Origin of the sequence: Bordetella ansorpii, assembly GCF_900078315.1 — a bacterium.
In the GTDB taxonomy this organism is placed as follows: domain Bacteria; phylum Pseudomonadota; class Gammaproteobacteria; order Burkholderiales; family Burkholderiaceae_B; genus Bordetella; species Bordetella ansorpii.
In genome coordinates, this window is record NZ_FKBS01000014.1 from 972,598 (window position 1) to 995,448 (window position 22,851).

20 protein-coding genes are annotated in these 22,851 nt (G+C 68.0%); 11 read left to right on the forward strand and 9 right to left on the reverse strand.

Going from position 1 to position 22,851, the window contains the following annotated elements:
* The first annotated feature begins 285 nt into the window (after positions 1 to 285).
* From atzF to A7W11_RS12105, 6 genes are all read left to right on the forward strand, one after another.
* Positions 286 to 2,115, forward strand: coding sequence for an allophanate hydrolase (gene atzF / locus A7W11_RS12080; protein ID WP_066412317.1), 1,830 nt, complete (start codon positions 286 to 288; stop codon positions 2,113 to 2,115).
* 20 nt (positions 2,116 to 2,135) lie between these two features.
* Complete coding sequence (gene uca / locus A7W11_RS12085; RefSeq protein WP_066412320.1) at positions 2,136 to 5,750, forward strand: urea carboxylase; 3,615 nt, start codon at positions 2,136 to 2,138, stop codon at positions 5,748 to 5,750.
* Between the two features lie 13 nt (positions 5,751 to 5,763).
* Entirely contained in the window at positions 5,764 to 6,486 is a 723-nt protein-coding gene (locus A7W11_RS12090) for a GntR family transcriptional regulator (protein ID WP_082887211.1), read from the forward strand.
* Positions 6,487 to 6,633: 147 nt separating this feature from the next.
* Positions 6,634 to 7,011, forward strand: a complete 378-nt coding sequence (locus A7W11_RS12095) for a COG4315 family predicted lipoprotein (protein ID WP_066412325.1) — start codon at positions 6,634 to 6,636, stop codon at positions 7,009 to 7,011.
* An 18-nt stretch (positions 7,012 to 7,029) separates the two neighbouring features.
* Complete coding sequence (locus A7W11_RS12100) at positions 7,030 to 7,554, forward strand: RNA polymerase sigma factor (RefSeq protein ID WP_066412328.1); 525 nt, start codon at positions 7,030 to 7,032, stop codon at positions 7,552 to 7,554.
* A gap of 1 nt (position 7,555) precedes the next feature.
* Entirely contained in the window at positions 7,556 to 8,377 is an 822-nt protein-coding gene (locus A7W11_RS12105) for an anti-sigma factor family protein (protein WP_066412330.1), read from the forward strand.
* A 153-nt stretch (positions 8,378 to 8,530) separates the two neighbouring features.
* Here A7W11_RS12105 and A7W11_RS12110 read toward each other — a convergent pair whose 3' ends face one another.
* Positions 8,531 to 9,331, reverse strand: coding sequence for an EamA family transporter (locus A7W11_RS12110; RefSeq protein WP_066413969.1), 801 nt, complete (start codon positions 9,329 to 9,331; stop codon positions 8,531 to 8,533).
* Between the two features lie 357 nt (positions 9,332 to 9,688).
* Here A7W11_RS12110 and A7W11_RS12115 point away from each other — a divergent pair, with 357 nt between their 5' ends.
* The 4 genes from A7W11_RS12115 to A7W11_RS12130 all read left to right on the forward strand — a co-directional run bounded on the left by A7W11_RS12115 (position 9,689) and on the right by A7W11_RS12130 (position 11,532).
* The gene (locus A7W11_RS12115) at positions 9,689 to 10,258 is read left to right on the forward strand and encodes a chromate transporter (protein ID WP_066412332.1); all 570 of its coding nucleotides are present in this window, start codon (positions 9,689 to 9,691) and stop codon (positions 10,256 to 10,258) included.
* Positions 10,255 to 10,779 (forward strand): chromate transporter, encoded by a 525-nt coding sequence (locus tag A7W11_RS12120; RefSeq protein WP_066412348.1) that lies wholly within the window; start codon positions 10,255 to 10,257, stop codon positions 10,777 to 10,779. The genes A7W11_RS12115 and A7W11_RS12120 overlap by 4 nt, the downstream gene beginning before the upstream one ends.
* A 64-nt stretch (positions 10,780 to 10,843) precedes the next feature.
* Entirely contained in the window at positions 10,844 to 11,119 is a 276-nt protein-coding gene (locus A7W11_RS12125) for a type II toxin-antitoxin system Phd/YefM family antitoxin (protein ID WP_066412356.1), read from the forward strand.
* A 17-nt stretch (positions 11,120 to 11,136) separates the two neighbouring features.
* On the forward strand, positions 11,137 to 11,532 hold the full coding sequence (locus A7W11_RS12130; RefSeq protein WP_235816857.1) for a putative toxin-antitoxin system toxin component, PIN family: 396 nt from the start codon (positions 11,137 to 11,139) through the stop codon (positions 11,530 to 11,532).
* Positions 11,533 to 11,600: 68 nt separating this feature from the next.
* Here A7W11_RS12130 and A7W11_RS12135 read toward each other — a convergent pair whose 3' ends face one another.
* The 8 genes from A7W11_RS12135 to A7W11_RS12170 form a co-directional block, all read right to left on the reverse strand.
* Positions 11,601 to 12,731 (reverse strand): 50S ribosomal protein L11 methyltransferase, encoded by a 1,131-nt coding sequence (locus A7W11_RS12135; RefSeq protein WP_066412372.1) that lies wholly within the window; start codon positions 12,729 to 12,731, stop codon positions 11,601 to 11,603.
* Between the two features lie 4 nt (positions 12,732 to 12,735).
* Complete coding sequence (locus A7W11_RS12140; RefSeq protein ID WP_156523053.1) at positions 12,736 to 13,029, reverse strand: type II toxin-antitoxin system RelE/ParE family toxin; 294 nt, start codon at positions 13,027 to 13,029, stop codon at positions 12,736 to 12,738.
* 545 nt (positions 13,030 to 13,574) lie between these two features.
* Positions 13,575 to 15,242, reverse strand: coding sequence for an OFA family MFS transporter (locus tag A7W11_RS12145; RefSeq protein ID WP_066412377.1), 1,668 nt, complete (start codon positions 15,240 to 15,242; stop codon positions 13,575 to 13,577).
* A 154-nt stretch (positions 15,243 to 15,396) separates the two neighbouring features.
* A complete protein-coding gene (locus A7W11_RS12150) occupies positions 15,397 to 15,648 on the reverse strand; it encodes a formate dehydrogenase subunit delta (RefSeq protein WP_066127101.1) in 252 nt (83 codons plus the stop codon).
* A 13-nt stretch (positions 15,649 to 15,661) separates the two neighbouring features.
* Complete coding sequence (gene fdhD, locus A7W11_RS12155) at positions 15,662 to 16,492, reverse strand: formate dehydrogenase accessory sulfurtransferase FdhD (protein WP_066412381.1); 831 nt, start codon at positions 16,490 to 16,492, stop codon at positions 15,662 to 15,664.
* Positions 16,493 to 16,505: 13 nt separating this feature from the next.
* Complete coding sequence (fdhF, locus tag A7W11_RS12160) at positions 16,506 to 19,382, reverse strand: formate dehydrogenase subunit alpha (RefSeq protein ID WP_066412384.1); 2,877 nt, start codon at positions 19,380 to 19,382, stop codon at positions 16,506 to 16,508.
* A gap of 13 nt (positions 19,383 to 19,395) precedes the next feature.
* The gene (locus A7W11_RS12165; protein WP_066413976.1) at positions 19,396 to 21,009 is read right to left on the reverse strand and encodes a formate dehydrogenase beta subunit; all 1,614 of its coding nucleotides are present in this window, start codon (positions 21,007 to 21,009) and stop codon (positions 19,396 to 19,398) included.
* A gap of 11 nt (positions 21,010 to 21,020) precedes the next feature.
* Positions 21,021 to 21,584, reverse strand: coding sequence for a formate dehydrogenase subunit gamma (locus tag A7W11_RS12170; protein WP_066412386.1), 564 nt, complete (start codon positions 21,582 to 21,584; stop codon positions 21,021 to 21,023).
* Positions 21,585 to 21,743: 159 nt separating this feature from the next.
* Between A7W11_RS12170 and A7W11_RS12175 the strand changes: the two genes are divergently transcribed.
* A complete protein-coding gene (locus A7W11_RS12175) occupies positions 21,744 to 22,835 on the forward strand; it encodes a substrate-binding domain-containing protein (RefSeq protein ID WP_066412388.1) in 1,092 nt (363 codons plus the stop codon).
* Positions 22,836 to 22,851: the final 16 nt, after the last annotated feature.

The following is a 22,851-nucleotide window of genomic DNA, read 5'->3' on the forward strand; positions in this document are numbered from 1 at the left end:
CCAATACGTCGAAAACCGTATGTCCTCCAGGGCGAGAGCGCGTCGGGGGTGGGATAACCCGGGTCGCGGAGCGCCCTTCTTTTTGGTGCAGAAGGCATGGGTTCGGTGCATGAAATGCTCGTATTTGGTGCGTCTCTCGCGCCATCGCTGGATTTCTGGAAAGCGGTCGAAATGTGATTTCCGCTCTCAAGATCCTTTCAAACAGGGATATTTCGCGGACAACGCCAGATTTGGCATGGCTGTTGCTTAGTGAATCCATACTTGAATCCCAGATGGAATCCTTAAATGAACGCCAGCACAGATACGCAGTCCCGGTCCGGGTGGACCGTTGCTCAATGGCAGCAGGCCTATGCGGCGGGCGCCACGCCTGGTGATCTGCTGGCCTCTTATCTAGAGCTCGATCCGCAGGACAATGCGTGGATCGCCAGGCTGGATGAGGGGCGCCTGGCGGCGCAGTTGCGCGAGTTGGACGAACGGCTGCAAGCCGTGGGTGGCGATCTGGCCCGGTTGCCGCTGTACGGCGTGCCGTTCTCCATCAAGGACAACATCGATGCGGCCGGTTGGCCGACGACCGCAGGCTGCCCCGAGTTTGCGTATCTGCCGGCGCAGGACGCGACCGTCGTCGCCCGGTTGCGCGCGGCGGGCGCGGTGCTGGTGGGCAAGACGAACCTGGACCAGTTCGCCACGGGGCTGGTGGGGACGCGATCTCCGTTCGGTCCGGTGGCAAACAGCTTCGACCCGGCATACGTCAGCGGCGGATCCAGCTCGGGTTCGGCATCGGTCGTGGCGCGAGGGCTGGCGGTCTTCTCGTTGGGTACGGATACGGCCGGCTCGGGCCGCGTGCCGGCGGGATTCAATAATCTGGTCGGGCTCAAGCCCACGCGGGGCTGGCTCAGCACGGCGGGCGTGGTGCCGGCCTGCCGCACACTGGACTGCGTCTCCGTGTTCGCACTGACCGTGAGCGACGCGAGCCTGGTCGCCGGGATTGCCGGCGGACATGACCGCCGGGATCCTTACTCGCGTATCCGTCCGGATTCGGCACTGCCCTGGCCGAGTTCGCCCCGCCTGGCCGTGCCGGCCCATCCCGAGTTCCACGGCGACGAACAGGCGCGCCGCGCCTTCGAGCAATCGCTGAAGGACCTGCAGGCACTGGGAGCGGTCATCGAGCCCATCGACTTCACCCCATTCACGGAGCTGGCCGAACTGCTTTATCAGGGACCGTGGGTGGCAGAGCGGTTCTGCGCGGTGGAAAGCCTGTGGCGCAAGCAACCCGAGGCCATTCATCCCGTGGTGCGGTCCATTGTCGAGCAGGCATCGCGGTATACCGCCGCCGACGCTTTCCGGGCGGAATATCGCCGCGCCGAACTCACGGCCGTCATCCACGCCGCGCTGTCCGGTTTCGATGCCCTGGTGGTGCCGACCTCCCCGTCGATCTACACCATCGAGCAGTTGCTGGCCGATCCCATCGCCTTGAACTCGCGGCTGGGTTACTACACCAACTTCGCCAACCTGGCCGATCTGAGTGCGCTGGCGCTGCCCGCCGGCATGCGCGAGGACGGATTGCCCACGGGCATCACGCTGATCGGCGCCGCGTGGCAGGACGACGCGCTGGCGGTCTTTGGCCGCCTCTGGCAGGCCAGCCGCGCCTTGCCGCTGGGCGCCACTGGCGTGCCGGCGCCTGCTGCCGAGCCCGCCTTCAATGGGCCGCAGACAGGCACGATTCGCGTCGCCGTGGTGGGCGCCCACCTGACCGGCATGCCGCTGAACCATCAACTGACCTCGCGTGGCGCGGTGCTGGCCGAACAGACCATGACCGCCCCGTCCTATCGCCTCTACGCGCTGGCCAACACCACGCCGCCCAAGCCGGGCCTGGTGCACAGCGAGCACGGCGCATCCATCGTCGTCGAGCTGTGGGACGTGCCCGCCGCGGCCTTCGGCAGTTTCGTGGCCGAGGTACCCGGGCCGCTGGGCATCGGCACGCTGGAACTGGCCGATGGCCGTCTCGTCAAGGGATTCATCTGCGAACCGCGTGCGCTGGCGGGCGCGCGCGACATCACCGAATTCGGTGGGTGGCGGGCGTTCATCGCCAGCCTGAACACCACGACGGCGCGTTGAGCGAACCAGGAGCGACAGACATGTTCGATACCGTATTGATCGCCAACCGTGGCGAGATCGCCGTGCGCGCCATCCGCACGCTCAAGGCGCTGGGCATCCGCAGCGTAGCCGTCTATTCCGATCCGGACCGCGATGCGCCGCACGTGCGCGCCGCGGACGTGGCCGTGGCGCTGGGCGGCGAGAAGGCCGCCGACAGTTACCTGCGCATCGACGCGTTGCTGGACGCCGCGCGCCGGACCGGGGCGCAGGCGATCTTCCCCGGCTATGGTTTCCTGTCCGAGAGCGCCGAGTTCGCCGAGGCTTGCGAGGCTGCCGGCATCGCCTTCGTGGGGCCGACGCCGACGCAGATCCGCGAGTTCGGCTTGAAGCACCGTGCCCGCGAACTGGCGGCGGCCGCGGGCGTGCCCATGACGCCCGGCACGGGTCTGCTGGATAGCCTGGACGACGCGCTGACGCAGGCCGAGCGCATCGGCTATCCGGTCATGTTGAAAAGCACGGCGGGCGGTGGCGGCATCGGCCTGTCGCGTTGCGCCGATCCCGCTGAACTGCGCGCCGCCTTCGAGGGCGTGCAGCGCATGGGCACGCATTTCTTTCGCGATGGCGGCGTCTTCATCGAGCGCTACGTGGACGGCGCCCGCCACGTGGAGGTCCAGATATTCGGCGACGGCCAGGGGCGCGTGGCCGCGCTGGGCGAGCGCGACTGCTCGGTGCAGCGGCGCAACCAGAAGGTGATCGAGGAAACCCCGGCGCCGCTGTTGCCCGCGGCCACGCGGCAAGCCCTGCTGCAGGCCGCGGTGCGGCTGGGCGAGTCGGTGTCCTATCGTTCCGCCGGCACGGTCGAATTCATCTACGACGGCGCCCGCGACAGCTTCTATTTCCTGGAAGTGAATACGCGCCTGCAGGTCGAGCATCCCGTCACCGAGTCGGTCACCGGGCTGGATCTGGTGGCGTGCATGCTGCGCGTGGCCGCGGGCGATCTGGACTGGCGGGCGATGCAGGTGCAGCCCGCCGGCGCCTCGATCGAGGTGCGCCTGTATGCCGAAGATCCGTTGCGCCAGTTCCAGCCTTCGCCGGGTGTGCTGACCGAGGTGCGCTTTCCGGCCGATGCCCGGGTGGATGGATGGGTCGAGACAGGCACCGAGGTGCCTGCCTTCTACGATCCGTTGCTGGCCAAACTGATCGTGCACGGCAAGGACAGGCAGGAGGCCCTGGACCGCCTGTCCGACGCACTGGCGCGGACACGCTTGCAGGGTATCGCCACCAACCTGGACTATCTGCGGCAGATCGTGGACGACTCCGGCTTTCGCGAGGGCAAGGTCTCCACGCGTTTCCTGGAATCGTTCGCCTACCGCCCCGCCGCGGTCGAGGTGCTGCAGGCGGGCACCTACACCAGCATCCAGGACTATCCTGGCCGCACAGGTTATTGGGACATCGGCGTGCCGCCTTCCGGGCCCATGGACGACTATGCCTTCAGGCTGGCCAACCGCATCGTGGGCAATGCGCCGGAGGCGGCCGGGCTGGAAGCTACCCTGGCCGGCCCGGCGCTGCGCTTTCACTGCGACACGGTCATCGCGCTGACGGGAGGGGAGTGCGCCGCCATGCTGGATGGCCAGCCTGTGGAGATGTGGCGGCCCATCGCCGTGCGCGCGGGCCAGACGCTGGAGACGGGCCGGGTGTCCAGCGGATGCCGCGTCTACCTGGCGGTGCGCCAGGGATTCGATGTGCCGGTGTACCTCGGCAGCCGCTCGACGTTCGCGCTGGGCCAGTTCGGCGGACATGCCGGCCGCATCCTGCGCATGGGAGACATGCTGCCGCTGGGCAGGGCAGACTCGCGGCTGTCCGATGCCCCCGCCGCCACGCGCGCGCCGCAGGCGCCTGCCGCGGACCTGGCTCCAGAGTACGGTAGCCACTGGGAGATCGGGGTGCTGTACGGCCCGCATGGCGCCCCTGATTTCTTCACGCGGGAAGCCATCGATGCCTTCTTCTCCGCTGATTGGGAGGTGCACTACAACTCGAATCGCCTGGGCGTCCGGTTGACGGGGCCCCGGCCGACCTGGGCGCGCCAGGACGGTGGCGAAGCGGGGCTGCACCCCTCGAACATCCATGATTGCGAGTACGCGGTCGGCAGCATCAACTTCACCGGAGACAGTCCGGTGATTCTGACGCGCGACGGTCCCAGCCTGGGCGGGTTCGTCTGCCCCGTGACCATCGCCCGTGCGGAACTGTGGAAAGTGGGCCAGGTCAAGCCGGGAGACCGGATCCGCTTCAAGCGGATCGACTATGCGCAGGCCGTCGCGCTGGAGCGTGCGCAGGATGCCAGTATCGAGGGCCTGACGCGCGTGCGGCTCGACGTGCCGGCTGCCGGGGGCGAGGCGGCCACGATCGTCGCCAGCCTGCCAGCGGCGCCGGGTCGGCCGGCGGTGGCCTACCGGCAGGCCGGGGACGGCTATCTGCTGCTGGAGTACGGCGAGAACGTGCTGGACCTGGCGCTGAGGCTGCGCGTGCATTTGCTGATGCAGGCGTTGCAAGCCGATCCGATACCGGGTGTGGAAGAGTTGTCGCCCGGCGTGCGCTCGCTGCAGATCCGCTACGAAGGGCGGCGGATCGCGCAACCGGAGCTGGTGGCCCGTCTGCTGGAGATCGAGCAGTCGCTGCCCGACGCGTCGCAGGTCAAGGTGCCCACGCGTGTCGTGTACCTGCCCATGGCTTTCGAGGACAGCGCGACGCTGGGCGCGGTCGACCGTTATCGCGAGACCGTGCGCGCCCAGGCGCCGTGGCTGCCGAACAACGTGGATTTCATCCAGCGGATCAACGGCCTGTCGTCGCGAGAGGAGGTCAGGCGCATCGTGTTCGAGGCCAGTTACCTGGTGATGGGCCTGGGCGACGTCTATCTGGGTGCGCCGTGCGCGGTGCCGATCGATCCGCGCCATCGCCTGTTGACGTCGAAGTACAACCCGGCACGCACCTTTACGGCGGAGGGCACGGTGGGTATCGGCGGGGTCTACATGTGCATCTACGGCATGGACTCGCCGGGCGGCTATCAGTTGGTCGGCCGCACGCTGCCCATCTGGAACAAGTTCCTGAAGAACCCCGTATTCCAGGACGAAAAGCCCTGGCTGCTGCGCTTCTTCGACCAGGTGCGCTTCTATCCGGTCAGCGAGGCCGAGCTGGATGGCATGAGAGCGGACTTCCGCGCGGGCCGTATCGGCCTGCGCATTGAACAGGAGACCTTCGACTTCGCCGAATACGAACGGTTCCTGGCCGAGCAGGCCGACAGCATCGAATCGTTCCGTGCGCGGCAGCGCAGTGCGTTCGAGGCGGAGGTGGCGCTCTGGCAGGCGGAGGACGACAGCGTTGCGCAGACGACGGAGCCGCCCGCCCAAACCCAGGAGGTGCCTCTGGCTGCAGGCCAGAGCCTGGTGGCCGCCGACATGTCCGGCAGCGTATGGAAGATTCCGGTCGAGGTCGGCCAGTCCGTGCAGGCGGGCGATCCGCTGGTGGTGATCGAGGCGATGAAGATGGAACTGGTCGTGGCCGCGCCGCGGGCGGGCACGGTCGCCGCGATACACTGCGGCCCGGGCAAGCGGGTCGACATGGGTGATCCGCTCGTCGTGCTGGATGACGATACCGATTGAGGCGAGACCCGACATGCGAACGACCCTACTGATGGCGACGAGCCTGCGCCCGCTGGTGGCTGGCACGGGGTCGCTGGCCGATGCCGTGTACGAGCGTGTCAAAGAAGATCTGTTCGAGTTCCGCCTCTTGCCGGGCGACATGTTCAGCGAGGCCGACATGGTGGCGCGGCTGGGCGTCAGCCGCACGCCGATCCGGCAGGGGTTGGCGCGCCTGGAACGCGAGGGCTTCCTGCTGGTGCGCCAGCGCAGCGGCTGGCAGGTTCGTCCGTTCGATTTCGAGCGGTTCGAGGCCCTGTACGACGTGCGCATCGTGCTGGAGCTGGCCGCGGTGGATCGCCTGTGCGGGCGATCGGAAATGGATCCCACCGGTATCCTCGGCGCGCTTCAGGACGTCTGGCTGGTGCCGCCGGACCAGCGCATCCGTGATGGGAAACTGGTGGCCCAGCTCGACGAGGCTTTTCATTGCGCCTTGGTCTCGGCGGTGGGCAATCCCGAAATGGCCCAGATCCATCGCGACGTCACCGAGAAGATCCGCCTGGTGCGCCGCCTGGATTTCACCAAGGAGTACCGGGTGGACGCGACCTATGACGAGCACGCCGCCATACTCCGTGCCATCCTGGCCCGCAATGCCGAACCTGCGCGCATCATGTTGAAGTCGCATATCGAGATCAGCAAGGCCGAGGTACGCAAGATCACCCTGCACATGCTACACGAGGCCAGGAACGGCCATCCTTGACCCCGGCGGTTGTGCTGGCGGCCGGCGCGGCGGATGATCGGGGACCGGATCTGGAATAAAAGGCGGGCCGCCATCGTCTGTAGGGACGAGGGCGTTCGACAACGGGCCGCATCCGGCTCGCCGCCCCGTCCCCTAAAGGAGCCAGACATGTCCATCCGTACCGCAGCCGCCGCTTTCATCGCCGTCTCCGCCCTGTACGCCGCCGGCGCCCAGGCCCAGTCTCCCGCCATGCCCCGCGACGGCATCCTGGTCGACCAGAAGGGCATGACCCTCTACACGTTCGACAAGGACCAGGCCAACAGCGGCAAGAGCGTCTGCAACGGCCAATGCGCCACCAACTGGCCGCCCGTGGCGGCGGCCGCCGGCGCCAAGCCCGAGGGCGACTGGAGCATCGCCACGCGGGACGACGGCGCCAGGCAATGGGCCTACAAGGGCAAGCCGGTATACCTGTTCGTCAAGGACGCCAAGGCGGGCGACAAGACCGGCGACGGCGTGGGCGGCGTCTGGCACGTCATCAAGCCCTGACAGCGGGAAGCCGACCCCATGCGCGCCGAGGACGAGGCCCGGATCGTGGCCTGCATCCCCAGCCTGCGGCGCTACGCGCGCGGCCTTGCCGCGGACCGCGAGCAGGCCGACGACCTGGTCCAGGACACGCTGGAGCGTGCCTGGGGCCGGTTCTCGCGCTGGCAGCGGCGCGGCGAACTGCGCGCATGGATGTTCGGCATCATGCACAACCTCTTCATCGACGGCCTGCGCGCCCAGCGGCGCCAGGCCGGGTACGACGCCGAATCCGAAGTGCCCGAGATCCCGGTGCGCGCGGCGCAGGCCGATGGCCTGGAACTGCGCGACCTGGACCGCTGCCTGCAACGGCTGCCGGCAGACCAGCGCGAAGTGCTGCTGCTGGTCGCCGTCGAGGAATTCAGTTACCGGGACGCGGCGCAGGTGCTGGGCGTGCCGGTCGGCACGGTCATGTCGCGCCTGTCCCGGGCCCGTGAAAGATTGGCCGCGCTGATGGCGCGGCCGGAAGAAGAAGCCCGGCCATCCAGCCGGCTGCAAAGCGTCAAATGACATGAGCGACGACACCCTGCGCGCCGTCCTGGCCACCGGGACGCCCATCACCGAGGCCGATCTGCATGCCTGTGCGGACGGCCAACTGCCCGAGGCGCGCCGCGCCGAGGTCGCCGCCTTCCTGGCGCAGCAGCCCGAGGCGCGCCAGCGCGTCGACGGCTGGCGCCGGCAGAACGATGCCCTGCGCGCGTGGCTCGATCCCGTGCTGGACGAGCCCTTGCCGTTGCGGCTGCCCTTGGCCCCCCCGCTACGCGCGTCGGTTTCCGTGCGGCGCTGGGGCGCCCTGGCGGCCGGCCTGGCGGTGGCCGTGGCCAGTGCCGGCGCGGCGTGGTTCGTGCGGGGAGCGGTGGACGCGCGCGAGGCGGTCGTCGCGCCTGCGCTCGTGCGGGCTGCCGATGGCGCGTCCTTTGCGCGCCGCGCCGCCGTGGCCCATGCCGTCTTCGCGGCCGACGTGCGGCGCCCCGTCGAGGTCGGCGCCGACCAGGAACAGGCCCTGGTCACGTGGCTGACCAAGCGGCTGGGCGCGGCGGTGAAGGCGCCGGCATTGAGCGGCGTAGGCTACGAGTTGGTCGGTGGCCGCCTGCTGCCCGGCGGGCAAGGCCCTGTGGCGCAGTTCATGTACTCGGCGCCCGACGGCCAGCGGCTGACGCTGTACGTGACGCGCGAGGCTACCGGCAACCAGACCGCGTTCCGGTTCACGCAGGACGGCCCGGTACGGGTGTTCTACTGGGTCGAGGGCAGTTTCGGCTACGCCCTGTCTGGCGAGATCGACCGCGCCACGCTGCAGCGCGTGGCGGACGAGGTGTACAGGCAGTTGAGTTGATCGTGGACAGGTCCGGGGCCGGCTCGGGCAGGCGGCGTGCTGTGCGAGCCGATCTCCGGCCACGAGGCATTCGTGCGGTGTCTTCGATATCGTGCGATCGCCGCGGCACGCATGACAAGCCTGCGCGCCTGTCGGCGTATTGCGCGCAGGAGATCAGTCCTTGCCGCGCGTGGCCGTGACGCCCGCCGAGGCCGACGCGATGGCCGCCACGCCCAGCCACTGCGCCAGCGTCAGCGTCTCGCCCAGGAACACCAGGCCGGACAGGGCCGCGCAGGCCGATTCCAGGCTGAGCAGCGTGCCGAACACGCGCGCCGGCAGCCGCGCCAGCACCCAGACTTCCAGCGCATAGGGCAGGGCGCTGGACAGCAGCGCCACCCCCAGCGCGTAGGGCAGGATATCCAGCGAGAACATCGCCGTGCCGCCTTGCGCCAGGCCGATGGGCAACACCGCCGCGGCAGCCACGATCGACGCCAGCGCCACCATGGGCACGCCGCCCTTCAGGCTGGCGCGCCGGCCATACACGATGTAGGCCGCCCAGCACACCCCGGCGGCGGCCGCGAAGAACACGCCCCAGGGATCCAGCGCGTGGCCGCCCGTGTCGTGGGGCAGCAGCACCCACAGGCCGCAGGCCGCCAGCGCGATCCACACGAAGTCGGCGGCGCGGCGCGACGAGAACACCGCCAGCGCCAGGGGGCCGGTGAATTCGACCGCCACCGCGATGCCCAGCGGGATGCGTTCCACCGACATATAGAACAGCAGGTTCATGCCCGCCAGCGACAGCCCGTAGGGCACGGCGGCCAGCCAGCCGGCGCGGTCCATCCTCAGGCGCCAGGGCCGCATCGCCAGCGTCAGCATGATCGCGGAGAACAGCAGTCGCAGCGCCGAGGTGCCGATGGCGCCCACGGTGGGAAACAGGGTCTTGGCAAGGGCCGCGCCGCCCTGGATGGAGATCATCGCGATCACCAGCAAGGTGATGGGCAGGAGGGCGTTCTGGCGGGAAGCGGAGAGGGTGGCGGGCGTCATGATGCGAAGCCGCCTGGTTGCGGCGGTGACATTCTACGTGAGGGGCGTGGTGCGGAAATGCGTTGCCGGGCCGGTCCATGCAGCGGCATTGCGTGACGGCCGTCCAACAGGTGCGCGTTGTTCCTGGCCGTGGCGCGACGTCTGCGGCGCCTGGCGCGAAGGGCCGTCGGCCGGATCCCCGACGTTCTCCTGATGCGAGCGGCATGCATGGACAGCGCACCGGCCCGGGAGTAGGCTCCCCGGTTTCCTTCATCCGCCTTGCCGCCGGGGCCGCCCGGCATTCCGTCCATGGATCTTTCCGAGCATTCCCCGGCGCCGGACATCGCGCCGCCGCCCACGCGCCTTGAACTGTTCATCGGGTTCCTGACGCTGGGCATGACCGCCTTCGGCGGCGCGCTGCCGCTGGCGCGCAGCATGGTGGTCGAGCGCCGCCGCTGGCTGAGCGGCGCGGAGTTCAGCGAACTGCTGGGCCTGTGCCAGTTCCTCCCGGGGGGCAACATCATCAACATGTCGGTGGCCATCGGCATGAAGTTCCGGGGGCCCTCGGGCGCCTTCGCCGCGCTGATGGGCCTGATCGCCGTGCCTACCGCCGTGGTCATCATGCTGGGCGTGGTGTACGACCGCTACAGCGCCGATCCCCATGTGCAGCATGTCTTCGCCGGCCTGGCCGCGGCGGCGGCGGGCCTGCTGGTGGCCATGGCCATCAAGATCGTGATGCCGCTGCGGCGCAGCGTGGCAGGCCTGCTGCTGGCGCTGGCGGGCTGCCTGGCCATCGCGGTGCTGCGCCTGCCGCTGTTGCCGACCATGCTGGTGCTGACACCGGTCAGCGTGCTGCTGGTGCGGAGGCCCGGAAAATGAGCGCCACGTTGATCGCACTGGCGGTGATCTTCACCCAGCTGTCGCTGCTGGCGTTCGGTGGCGGCAACACCATCCTGCCGGAAATGCAGCGCCAGGTCGTGGAGATACACGGCTGGATGTCCGCCGCGGATTTCAGCGCGCTGTTCGCGCTCAGCCAGGCCGCGCCCGGCCCCAACCTGATGATCGTGCCGCTGGTGGGCTGGCACGTGGCGGGCTGGGCGGGCATGCTGGTGACGGCGGTGGCCAAGTTCGGGCCTTCGTCGCTGGTGACGATGGCCGTGATGGGCCTGTGGGAGCGCTTTCGCCACAAACCCTGGCGCGCCCGGTTGCAGGCGGGCCTGGTGCCCGTGACCGCCGGCATGGTGGCCGCCAGCGCCTGGCTGATCGTCGAGACCTCGGTGCACGACTGGCTGCTGGCCCTGATCGCGGCGGGCACCGCGGCGGTGTCGGTGCTGACGCGGGTGCATCCGTTGTGGTTGCTGTTGGCGGGGGCGTTGCTGGGGTTGGCGGGTAGCTTCTAGAGGGTTGTGGTTAGTGAGCACAGTGACATAATGATCATATTGATCGTTATGGTGGGAGTGAGCCATGATTACCGAAGTCAGCACCGTCAACTTTCGGGAAAGCCTAGGCGATATGCTCGATCAAGTTCAACACAACAACGATGGCATCGTGATCACCGAAGACGGCAAGCCGGTCGCCGCCTTGATCAATGCGGAAATGTTCGCGCGTATCCAACGCAAGTTGGAGCGTTTCGACGAAATCAGCGCCTACATCGCACGGCGCTATGCGGATGTGCCTCCTGAAGAGGGCATGGCCGAGATCGATGCCTTGGTTGCCGAGGAACGAAAGAAGGCACGCTGATGCCAAGCTTGAGGGTTGTGCTGGATACCAACGTATTGGTGTCAGGGTTGGCGTATCCAGAAGGGGTTCCAGGCCGCATCGTTGCTGCCTGGAACCAGAAGGCCTTGACGGTTGTACTATCGCAGCACATTTTGAGTGAAGTGGTGCGCGTGTTGCCGCGATTGTCTCGGACTGTGTTGACCGAGGCAGCAATGCGTGATTTGTACGACAGCCTTTCCTTGACGGCAGACATTGTCGAGCCCGATCAGGAAAAAGATCCTGATTTACGAGATCCCGACGACCAGCCCGTACTGGCGACACTGCGAGTCGCCAACGCCGATTACCTGATCACCGGCGACAAAGACCTGCTGGCTTTGTCGAACACGCATCCCATCATCACGCCATCGGCGTTCTGGGCTCGGCACGGGGCATGACAGGCCCCGCGCTCGCTGAAAAACGATCCGTGTCCGCCCGGTGACTCGACCGAGCGCCACGTCCCCAATCAAGCCGCCGCCAAGCGCCACAGCGACGTCACTTCCTTTGATCGCTCCGCATGCAGCGGATCGGTGGCGTCCGCCGCGCGGCCGTGGCGCGGCTTGGCGTCCATGCGGTCCAGCACCTTCAGGCCCGCCGCATCGATCCAGGCCTGCAGATCGCCCGGCGCGCGCAGTTGCAGGCGCTCGGCCAGGTCGGACATGATCAGCCAGCCTTCGCCATCCGGCGTCAGATGTTCGCGCAAGCCTTGCAGGAAACCGCGCAGCATGCGGCTGTCGGGATCGTAGACCGCGTGTTCCAGCGGCGAACCCGGCTTGGCCGGCAGCCAGGGTGGGTTGCACACGATCAGCGGCGCGGTGCCCGTGGGGAACAGGTCGGCGCGCTTGACCAGGATGCGTTGCTTCAAGCCCAGGCGGCCCACGTTGTCTTTCGCGCAGGCCAGCGCGCGGTCGTCCTGGTCGGTGGCGATGATGCGTTTCACGCCCAGCTTGGTCAGCACGGCCGCCAGCACGCCAGTGCCCGTGCCCACGTCGAACGCCAGTTCGTCGGTGGGAAGCGGCGCGCGGGCGATCAGGTCCAGGTACTCGCCTCGCACCGGCGAGAACACGCCGTAGTGCGGATGGATGCGTCCGGCCAGCGGGCCGACTTCGACCCCCTTGTGGCGCCACTCGTGCGCGCCGATCAGGCCTTGCAGTTCGCGCAGCGAGATCGCGTACGCCTCGTCCACGTCGCCATAGACTTCCTGGCAGGCCTCTTGCACGTCGGGCGCGCGCCGCAGCGTGATGGAATGGTCCGCTTGCACCGGCACCAGCAGCATGCCCAGCGTACGCGCCCGCTGCGCCTGCGCCATGCGATAGCGGTTGAAGCGTTCGCGCGGCTCGCCCTCGATGGGCTTGGCGCGCTTGTCGATGCGACGCGCAATGGCCTGCAGCAGCAGCCGCGCATTCTGGAAGTCGCCTTGCCAGAGCAACGCGGTGCCCTCGCTGGCCAGCCGGAACGCCGCATCGGCCGCCAGGGTGTCGTCGGCGGTGATCACGCGCACGGGCGGCGGCAGGCCGCGTTCGGAACGCCAGCGCAACTGATGGTCGGCGCCGGATTCGGTCCAGGTCAGGAGGGGGAAGGGGGATTGTTCAGTCACGGAGTTATAAAAATTGCCTGTTCTCTCGCTGTTCGAAAAGACGAATCACGCGTATTTCGCCTGCCATATCGTCGATCTCGTAGCGGATCTCATAACGCGACCATAGCCCGCGGCGTATCTCACCGTGGAATTGCTTCAACTGACGCCACACTCGCGGATTGGTCGGAAGGTGCTCTATGAAATCGAGCAGCCCAGCCGCGACATTTTCGGCGGCTGCTGCGCCATTATGGACCGACTGGAAAAGATACAGGCGTTGAAGGTCGTGCAGGGCTTTGTCTGCCCAAGTCACGCGCAGCATCAACGGCTCGTGTTGCGTCGTCCGGTGGGTTGCGGCATGGGTAGTGGCTTGGCTTGTCCAAGGGATTCAACCCAGGCTCGGACTTGCTCGTGGGATACCGTATTGCCAGCCCGCGCGCTGTCAATGCCGTCGCGGGTCAGTTGGTCGCGATCGTCTCTCTCGGCTTGGAGATCGGGGAAGTCGAGGATGTGAGCGGAAAAAGCCTTGATGCCCATTGCTGGTCCAGCCGAGAAGTATGTCGAGCTATTTTAGCTTCCAACCTGGATATCAGAAATACGGCGCCATTTATCAGACGTAATGAGGGTGTTAGCTGAAAAGAGGTTGGAGCGAACGGCGGGTGGGCAAGCTGCTGCGCAGCGTGCGGACGATCGTGGCATTGGGCTGTTGAGAGCCGTGGACTTACCGGAGAAGTCACGCCCGCAGCGCGAGAGCGCGAGGACGAGACTTCGCAGGTAAGTCCGCGGCGGCCAAAAGGAGAGCCACTGTTGCCCTGATCCAATCAAGGCCATTGCCCTCTCAAGAGAACGGCGGCCCCGACACGCCGGTCAGTGAAACAACACCACCGCCTTCTGCAACGTGATCCAGATTCCCCAGGCCATCGGGATCCCCACGCAGGCCCACGCCGCCAGCACCAGCGCCATCGGCGTGCGGAATGTCGAGGTCGACTGTCCCTGCACTTCGGCCGCCGCCGCCCGCTCGTGCGCCAGCGCCTTCTCGCGCGCCAGTTCCTCGTCCGTCATGAAGTACTTCGGATTCACCGGCCGGATCGCCAGATTGCACAGGAAGCCCAGCACCAGCATCCCGGCCAGGATGTACATCGTGATGTCGTACACCTGCGCGCGCGGCACGCCCAGCGACAACTGGTACTCGCGGATGTAGTTCACCAGCACCGGCCCGAAGATCCCCGCCGCCGACCATGCCGTCAGCAGGCGGCCGTGGATGGCGCCCACCATCTGCGTGCCGAACAGGTCGGCCAGATAGGCCGGCACCGTGGCGAAGCCGCCGCCGTACATCGACAGGATGATGCAGAACGCGCCCACGAACAGCGCCAGCGACCCGGCGTGCGCCGACCACGGAATCGACGCGTACAGCACGAAGCCCAGCACGAAGAAGGTCAGGTAGGTCAGCTTGCGGCCCAGCTTGTCCGACAGGCTGGCCCAGAAGAAGCGGCCGCCGATGTTGAACAGGCTGAGCAGGCCGGTGAAGCCCGCCGCAATGGCGGCGATGGCGGCCAGTTGCGCCTTGTCCAGGTCGGCGTAACCCAACTGCGGCTTGTCGATCAGGATGCCGCCGAAGACCTCCTGCAAGAGCGGCGAGGCCATGCCCAGGATGCCGATGCCGGCCGTCACGTTCAGGCACAGCACCAGCCACACCAGCCAGAACTGCGGAATGCCCCACACGCGCTTCACGTGCACGTGGCCCTTGGTGATCATGGCGTTGTTCGCCTGGCTGGCGGGCGGCGTCCAGCCTTCCGGCTTCCAGCCCGTGGGCGGCACGCGGTAGCCCATGGCGCCGGACATCATGAACACGAAGTAGATGATCGCCATGGTCAGGAAGGTCTGCCACACGCCGGGCGAAGCGGGCGTGGCGAAGTGGCGCATCAGCAGGTCGGCCAGCGGAGCGCCGATCATCGCGCCGCCGCCGAAGCCCATGATGGCCATGCCGGTCGCCATGCCGCGCCGGTCGGGGAACCACTTGATCAGCGTGCTGACGGGCGAGATATAGCCCAGCCCCAGTCCGATGCCGCCGATCACGCCCGAGCCCAGCCACAGCATCCACATCTGGTGCAGGTAGATGCCGATAGCCGAGATGACCAGGCCGCCGCACCAGCACACGGCCGACACCACGCCGGCCTTGCGCGGGCCGGCGCGTTCCAGCCAGCCGCCCCACAGCGCCGCCGAGCAGCCCAGCAGCACGAAGAACAGCGTGTACATCCAGCCCATCGTGGAAATCTTCCAGTCGCACGAGGTGGTGAACAGCTCGGCCAGCAGGCTCATGTCCTTGGGGCAGGCCAGCGGCGCCGAGCCGCCCACGGCCCGCGACAGCGGCAGCCAGAAGACGGAGAAACCATACGCCATGCCGATGCACAGGTGGATGGCGAGGGCGGCGGGCGGCACCAGCCATCGGCTGAAGCCGGGGCCGGCGATGGTGCGCTCCTTGGCCAGGATGCCCGGGCGCGGGCCCGGCAGGTCGAGCGTGGTGGACTGGCTCATTGTGGGTCTCCTCCTAGGTCGCGGCTGTCTGCCGCTTTTGTATGTAATCGTTCTGCGTCGATGAATCGGATCACGCTGCGCCTTCGGACTGCTGCTTTTCAAGGGGGCGGTATTCTGCCCCGGCCAGGTACGAAGGGGAACGCGGGTGTCGTGCCTAAACCCCGCGCGGCGTCAGGCGGGCGCGTTGCGCCGTCACCGTCGCCAGCACCAGGGGGTGCAATTGCTGCGCGCCGGCGTCGCCGTCCGGATGGTCCGCCAGGAAATCCAGCAGGGCGTGGCGCATGCGCGGTTCCCAGAATTTCTGGATGTGGTTGGCCACGCCTTCGGCGGCTTCGTCGCGGTCGGGCAGGGCCGCGAAGAAATCGCCGATGCGGTTGGCCATGCGGATCAGGTTGCCGATATCCATGTGGGCTGCGCCATTAGGGAATGATGCGTTCGGGATGGGTGTAGATCGACGCGTCGGCCTGCCGCATGAAACCCAGCAGCGTCAGGTTGGCGCGTTGCGCGGTGCGGATGGCCAGCGCCGTGGGGGCGGACACCGCCGCCAGCACGCCGGCGCCGGCCGACGCGGCCTTCTGCACCATTTCGAAGCTGGCGCGGCTGGACACCAGGATCATGCCGGCCGAGGCGTCGCGCCCTTCGCGGGCCAGGGCGCCGATCAGCTTGTCCAGCGCGTTGTGGCGGCCCACGTCCTCGCGCACCCGCTCGATCGTGCCGTCCAGCCGGGCCCAGCCCGCGGCATGGGTGGCGCCGGTCAGGTCGTGCAGGGACTGGCGCGTGCGCATCTCGCGCATGGCCCGCAGCACCGCGCCCACGGCGATCGGCGCGTCGGCCGTGACGGGGGGCACGTCGCGCAGCACTTCGGGCAGGGTCTCGACCCCGCACAGCCCGCAGCCGGTGCGCCCGGCCATGGCGCGCCGGCGCTCGCGCAGGCGCACGGCGCAGGCGGTGGCGATCTCCAGTTCGACCACGATGCCGTCGCATTGCGGCCGCAGTTCGATGCCACGCACGTCCGAGGCGCTGCCGACGATGCCCTCGGTCAGGGCGAAGCCCATCGCGAAGTCCTCCAGGTCGGCCGGCGTGGCCAGCATGGTGGCGTGGCTGATGCCGTTGAACTCCAGCGCCACCGGGGTTTCCTCGGCGACGTGGTCGTCCTGCGGCGTAGGCGCGATGGCGCCCGCGCGCACGCGGGTGATGCGCACCTGGGCGCTGTCGGTGCGGGGGGCTTGAGAGTCGGGCATGCGGTCCATGGCGGGTAGGCGTTTATTTCCCGCTGAGCGCCGCTTCGTTCTCGCGGGCCCGTTCGCGCAGCAGCTTTTCCTGGATGTCGGAGAAGCGCGTCCATTGGCGCTGCCACTCGGAAGGCTGCGACACGCGGGTCACCTGCACCGCCGTCACCTTGTACTCGGGGCAGTTGGTGGCCCAGTCCGAGTTGTCGGTGGTGACGACGTTGGCGCCCGATTCGGGGAAGTGGAACGTGGTGTATACCACGCCCGGCTGCACCCGGTCGGTGATGATGGCGCGCAGCACGGTCTGGCCCGCCCGGCTCTGGATGCCCACCCAGTCGCCGTCGTCCACGCCACGGTCTTCCGCGTCCTGCGGGTGCATCTCCAGCAGGTCCTCACTGTGCCAGGCCACGTTGGGCGTGCGGCGCGTCTGCGCGCCCACGTTGTACTGCGACAGGATGCGCCCCGTGGTCAGCAGCAGCGGGAACTTGCGCGTGCTGCGCTCGTCGGTCGGGATGTACTGCGTGATCATGAACTTGCCCTTGCCGCGCACGAAATGGTCGATGTGCATGATGGGCGTGCCCTCGGGCGCATTGTCGTTGCAGGGCCATTGCAGGCTGCCAAGACGGTCCAGCTTCTCGTAGCTCACGCCGGCGAACGTGGGCGTCAGCCGCGCGATCTCTTCCATGATCTGGCGCGGATGCGTGTAGTCCATGCGGTAGCCCAGCGCGTTGGACAGCGCCACCGTCACTTCCCAGTCCGCCTTGCCGTTCCTGGGCTCCATCACTTTGCGCACGCGCGAAATGCGGCGCTCGGCATTGGTGAAAGTGCCGTCCTTTTCCAGGAACGAGGAGCCCGGCAGGAACACGTGCGCGTACTTGGCGGTCTCGTTCAGGAACAGGTCCTGCACCACGATGCATTCCATCGAGGCCAGCGCGGCCGCGACGTGCTGCGTGTTGGGGTCGGACTGCACGATGTCCTCGCCCTGGCAGTACAGGCCCTTGAAGCTGCCGCCCAGCGCCGCCTCGAACATGTTGGGAATGCGCAGGCCCGGCTCGGGCTGCAGCGTCACGCCCCAGGCCTGTTCGAACTGCGAGCGCACCGCGTCGTCCGAGATGTGGCGGTAGCCCGGCAATTCGTGCGGGAACGAGCCCATGTCGCACGAGCCCTGCACGTTGTTCTGGCCGCGCAGCGGGTTCACGCCCACGCCCTCGCGGCCGACGTTGCCGGTGGCCATGGCCAGGTTGGCGATGCCCATGACGGTAGTCGAGCCCTGGCTGTGTTCGGTCACGCCCAGGCCGTAGTAGATGGAGCCGTTGCCGCCCGTGGCGTACAGCCGCGCCGCGCCGCGCACGGCCTCGGCCGGCACGCCGGTGACGGCTTCCATCGCCTCGGGCGAATTCTCGGGGCGCGACACGAACTCGCGCCATTCGTTGAAGGCCTTGGTGTCGCAGCGCTCGGCCACGTAGGCCTCGTCGACCAGGCCCTCGGTGGCGATGACGTGCGCCAGCGACGACAGCAGCGCCACGTTGGTGCCGGGCCGCACCTGCAGGTGATAGTCGGCCTCGATGTGCGGCGAGCTGACCAGCTCGATGCGGCGCGGGTCGATGACGATCAGCCGCGCGCCCTGGCGCAGGCGCCGCTTCAGGCGCGAGGCGAACACCGGATGGCCGCTGCTGGGATTGGCGCCCATCACGATCACCACGTCGGTATGCATCACCGAGTCGAAGGTCTGCGTGCCGGCGGATTCGCCCAGCGTCTGCTTCAGCCCGTAGCCGGTCGGCGAATGGCACACGCGCGCGCAGGTGTCGACGTTGTTGGTGCCGAAGGCCGCGCGCACCAGCTTCTGCACCAGCCAGGTCTCTTCGTTGGTGCAGCGCGAGGACGTGATGCCGCCGATGGCGTCGCGGCCGAACTGGCCCTGGATGCGGCGGAATTCCGAGGCCGCGTAACCGATGGCCTCGTCCCACGACACTTCCTGCCACGGGTCGCTGATGTGCTTGCGGATCATGGGCTTCAACACGCGTTCCTTGTGCGTGGTGTAGCCCCAGGCGAAGCGCCCCTTCACGCAGGAGTGGCCGCGGTTGGCCTGGCCGTCCTTCCAGGGCACCATGCGCACCACTTCCTGGCCCTTCATCTCGGCCTTGAAGCCGCAGCCCACGCCGCAGTAGGCGCAGGTGGTCACCACCGAGTGCTCGGCCTGCCCCATCATGATGACGGTCTTCTCCTGCAGCGTCGCGGTGGGACAGGCCTGCACGCAGGCGCCGCACGACACGCATTCGCTTTCCAGGAAGGCTTCGTCCTGGCCTGCCGACACGCGCGAGTCGAAGCCCTTGCCCGAGATGGTCAGCGCGAAGGTGCCCTGCGTTTCCTCGCAGGCGCGCACGCAGCGGTTGCAGACGATGCACTTGGACGGGTCGTAGGTGAAGTACGGATTGGATTCGTCCTTGGCGTCGTGCCGGTGGTTCGCGCCTTCGTAGCCGTAGCGCACGTTGCGCAGGCCCACCACGCCGGCCATGTCCTGCAGTTCGCAGTCGCCGTTGGCGGGGCAGGTCAGGCAATCGAGCGGATGGTCCGAGATGTACAGTTCCATCACGCCGCGCCGCAGGTCGTGCAGCTTGGGCGTTTCGGTGTACACGACCATGCCTTCTTCCACGGGCGTGGTGCACGAGGCCGGATAGCCGCGGCGGCCGTCGATCTGCACCAGGCACAGGCGGCACGAGCCGAAGGCCTCCAGGCTGTCGGTGGCGCACAGCTTGGGGATGTTGATGCCGGCCTCTGCGGCGGCGCGCATCACCGAGGAGCCCTCGGGCACCGAGATCTCCTGGCCGTCGATGGTCAGGGTGATCAGCTTCTCGGACACGCGGGCGGGCGTACCCAGGTCGCGGTCGCGCTTGACGACGGTTTCGAGCATGGCGTGATCTCCTTCAGGCCGCCGTCGTGGCGGCGTGGTCGGCGGACACGCCGAAGTCTTCGGGGAAGTGATTCAGCGCGGACAGCACCGGATACGGCGCCATGCCGCCCAGCGCGCACAGCGAGCCGCCCAGCATGGTGTCGCACAGGTCGCGCAGCAGATGCACCTGCTGTTCGCGCGCGGGTCCGCCCGCGGCGATCTTGTCCAGCGTCTCGACGCCGCGCGTCGAGCCGATGCGGCAGGGCGTGCACTTGCCGCACGACTCCACCGCGCAGAACGCCAGGGCGTAGCGGGCCATGCGCAGCATGTCGACGCTGTCGTCGAAGGCCACCAGGCCGCCGTGGCCGATCATGGCCGAGACTTTGGCGTAGGCCTCGTAGTCCAGCGGCACGTCCCACTGCGATTCGGGCAGATAGGCGCCCAGCGGGCCGCCCACCTGCACCGCGCGCAGCGGCCGGCCGGTGGCGCTGCCGCCGCCGAAGCCATACAGCAGGTCGCGCAGCGTCAGGCCGAAGGCCTTTTCCACCAGCCCGCCGTGCTTCAGGTTGCCGGCCAGCTGGAAAGGCAGGGTGCCCTGCGAGCGGCCCACGCCGTAGTCGTGGTAGAAGGCCGCGCCGCGCGCCAGGATGACGGGCACGGAGGCCAGCGAGATCACGTTGTTGATGACGGTGGGCTTGCCGAACAGGCCGCGGATGGCCGGCAGCGGCGGCTTGGCGCGCACCACGCCGCGCCTGCCTTCAAGGCTTTCCAGCAGCGAGGTCTCCTCGCCGCAGATGTAGGCGCCCGCGCCCTTGCGCACTTCCAGGTCGAAGCGGCGGCCGCTGCCGTGCGCGTCGTCGCCCAGCCAGCCGGCGTCGCGGGCGCGCGCGATGGCGGCTTCCAGCGTGGCGATGGCGTGCGGATATTCCGAGCGCACGTAGAGGTAGCCCATCGTCGCCTCGACGGCCAGGCCGGCGATGGTCATGCCTTCGATCAGCACGTACGGATCGCCTTCCATCAGCAGCCGGTCGGCGAAGGTGCCCGAGTCGCCCTCGTCGGCATTGCACACGATGTACTTCTGGTCGGCGGGCGAGGACAGCACCGTCTTCCACTTGATGCCGGTGGGAAAGGCCGCGCCGCCCCGGCCGCGCAGGCCGGATTGCGTGACGTCGTCCACGATCTGCTGCGGGGTCATGCCGATGGCGCGGCGCACGCCCTGCAGGCCGCCGTGGGCCACGTAGTCTTCGACGGACAGCGGGTCGGTGATGCCGACGCGTGCGAAGGTCAGGCGTTCCTGATTCTTCAGGTAAGGGATGTCGTCGGTGGGGCCGTGGCACAGCGCGTGCGCGCCCCCCTGCAGCCAACCCGCGTCGAACAGCGCCGGCACGTCCTCGGGTTGCACGGGGCCATAGGCGACGCGGCCGGCGGACGTGGCCACTTCCACCAGGGGCTCCAGCCATAGCAGGCCGCGCGAGCCGTTGCGCACCAGTTCGACGGCCAGGCCGCGCTGGCCGGCCTCGTGTTCGATGGCCGCGGCGACCGCGTCGGCGTCCATGGCCAGCGCGGCGGCGTCGCGGGGAATGTAGAGGGTGACGGGACTGCTCTCGTCCGTACAGGACTGGCGGGCAGAGGCGGTGGCGCCTTTCATGATCGATGCGTTCATTGCACGGCCTCCGCGTCGCGTGCCGCGTTCAGCAGCCGGTCCAGCTTGGCCGGCGTGACCCGCGCATGCGGTTGGCCGTCCAGCATCACCGCGGGCGACTGGGCGCACAGGCCCAGGCAATACACCGGTTCCAGCGTGAAAGCGCCGTCGCCGCTGGTGGCATGGAAATCGCAGCCCAGGCGTGCGCGGGCATGATCGGCCAGGCGCTCGGCGCCCAGGGCCTGGCACGATTCGGCGTGGCACACCTCCAGCGTATGCCGGCCATGCGGCGCCTGGCGGAAATGCGGATAGAAGGTGATGACGCCGTGCACTTCGGCCCGGGACAGGTGCAGCGCCTCGGCGATCAGCGGCACCGTCTCGGGCGGGATACAGCCCAACGCTTCCTGGATGCCGTGCAGGATGGGCAGCAGGGCGCCGGGCTGGTCTTTCAACCGGGCCAGCACGCGCGCGGCGGCGGCGATGGCGGCGGATGCGGACGACTGGGCATCCGCCAGGGATTGCGGCCCCCCGCGGGCGCCACCCGTGGACGACAGATCGGACCTGGCCTCGCGCTGGCGCATGGCTTGTCTCCTTTTACGGCCCGCCTTCGGACGGGTCCTGTTTGTGATTGCCTTGGCGTCTTCGCGCAGATAATATGCTTTAGAAAACATATTAATAAGAGCGAGACTCCGATGGCGCTAACTCTAATCCTGAAATTTCAGCGTCTCAATAAGAAATAAATGACATATAAATTCCAGCTGGGCCTGCGCCCGCAATGGCTGCTGTCCGGCACGCCCGAAGACGGCGACCTGCCGCTGCAGGACGTGCTGGCGCTGCTGTCGGCCATCGACGCCACCGGCAACATCGCCGGCGCCTGCCGCGCCTGTGGGCTGTCGTACCGGCATGCCTGGGGCGTGCTGCGCCGCTTCGAGGGCATCTTCGGCACCCAACTGCTGATCACCCGGCGCCGCCAGGGCACCACGCTGTCCGAATTCGCGCAGCGCCTCCTGTGGGCCAACCGCCGCATCGAAGCCCGCCTGATGCCCACGCTGGAAAGCATGGCGTCCGAACTGCAGGAGGAACTGCAGCGTCTGCTGCCGCAAAGCGTTCCGCACCTGCGCCTGCACGCCAGCCACGGCTTCGCCGTCGAGGCGCTGATGCAGCACATGGGCGGCCGCAGCCCCGGCCTGGAGCTGCGTTACCGCACGGCCATCGAGGCGCTGGCCTCGCTGGAGCGCCGCGAATGCGACCTGGCCGGTTTCCAGATTCCGTGCGGCGATTTCGAGGCCGCCATCATGGCCCGCTACGCCGCCTGGCTGCACCCCGACGACTACCTGCTGATCCACCTGGCCACGCGCAGCACCGGCCTGTTCGTGCAGCCCGGCAACCCCAAGCACATCGACGGCATGGCCGACCTGGCGCGTCCCGACGTGCGCTTCGTCAACCGCCAGATCGGTTCCAGCACGCGCTACCTGGTCGGCGTGATGCTGGAGCGCGCAGGGGTCTCGATCAGCCAGGTGCAGGGCTACGAAACCAACGAGTTCACCCACATGGCGATCGCCGCGCACATTGCCAGCGGCATGGCGGACACCGGCGTCGGTGTGGAAACCGCGGCCTGGCGTTTCGGGCTGGATTTCATCCCGCTGGTGCGCGAGCGCTACTTCTTCGCCATCCGGAAATCGGCGCTGGATACCCCCGCCATGCAGGACCTGCTGGCCATCATGCGCAGCGCTGAATACGTGGGATACGTCGGTCAACTGATTGGCTATGACGCCACGGAAACCGGTCGCCTGCAGACCATACGAGAGGCTTTCCCATTGTCAAGGCAGTGAAGCTGGGAAACTTGAG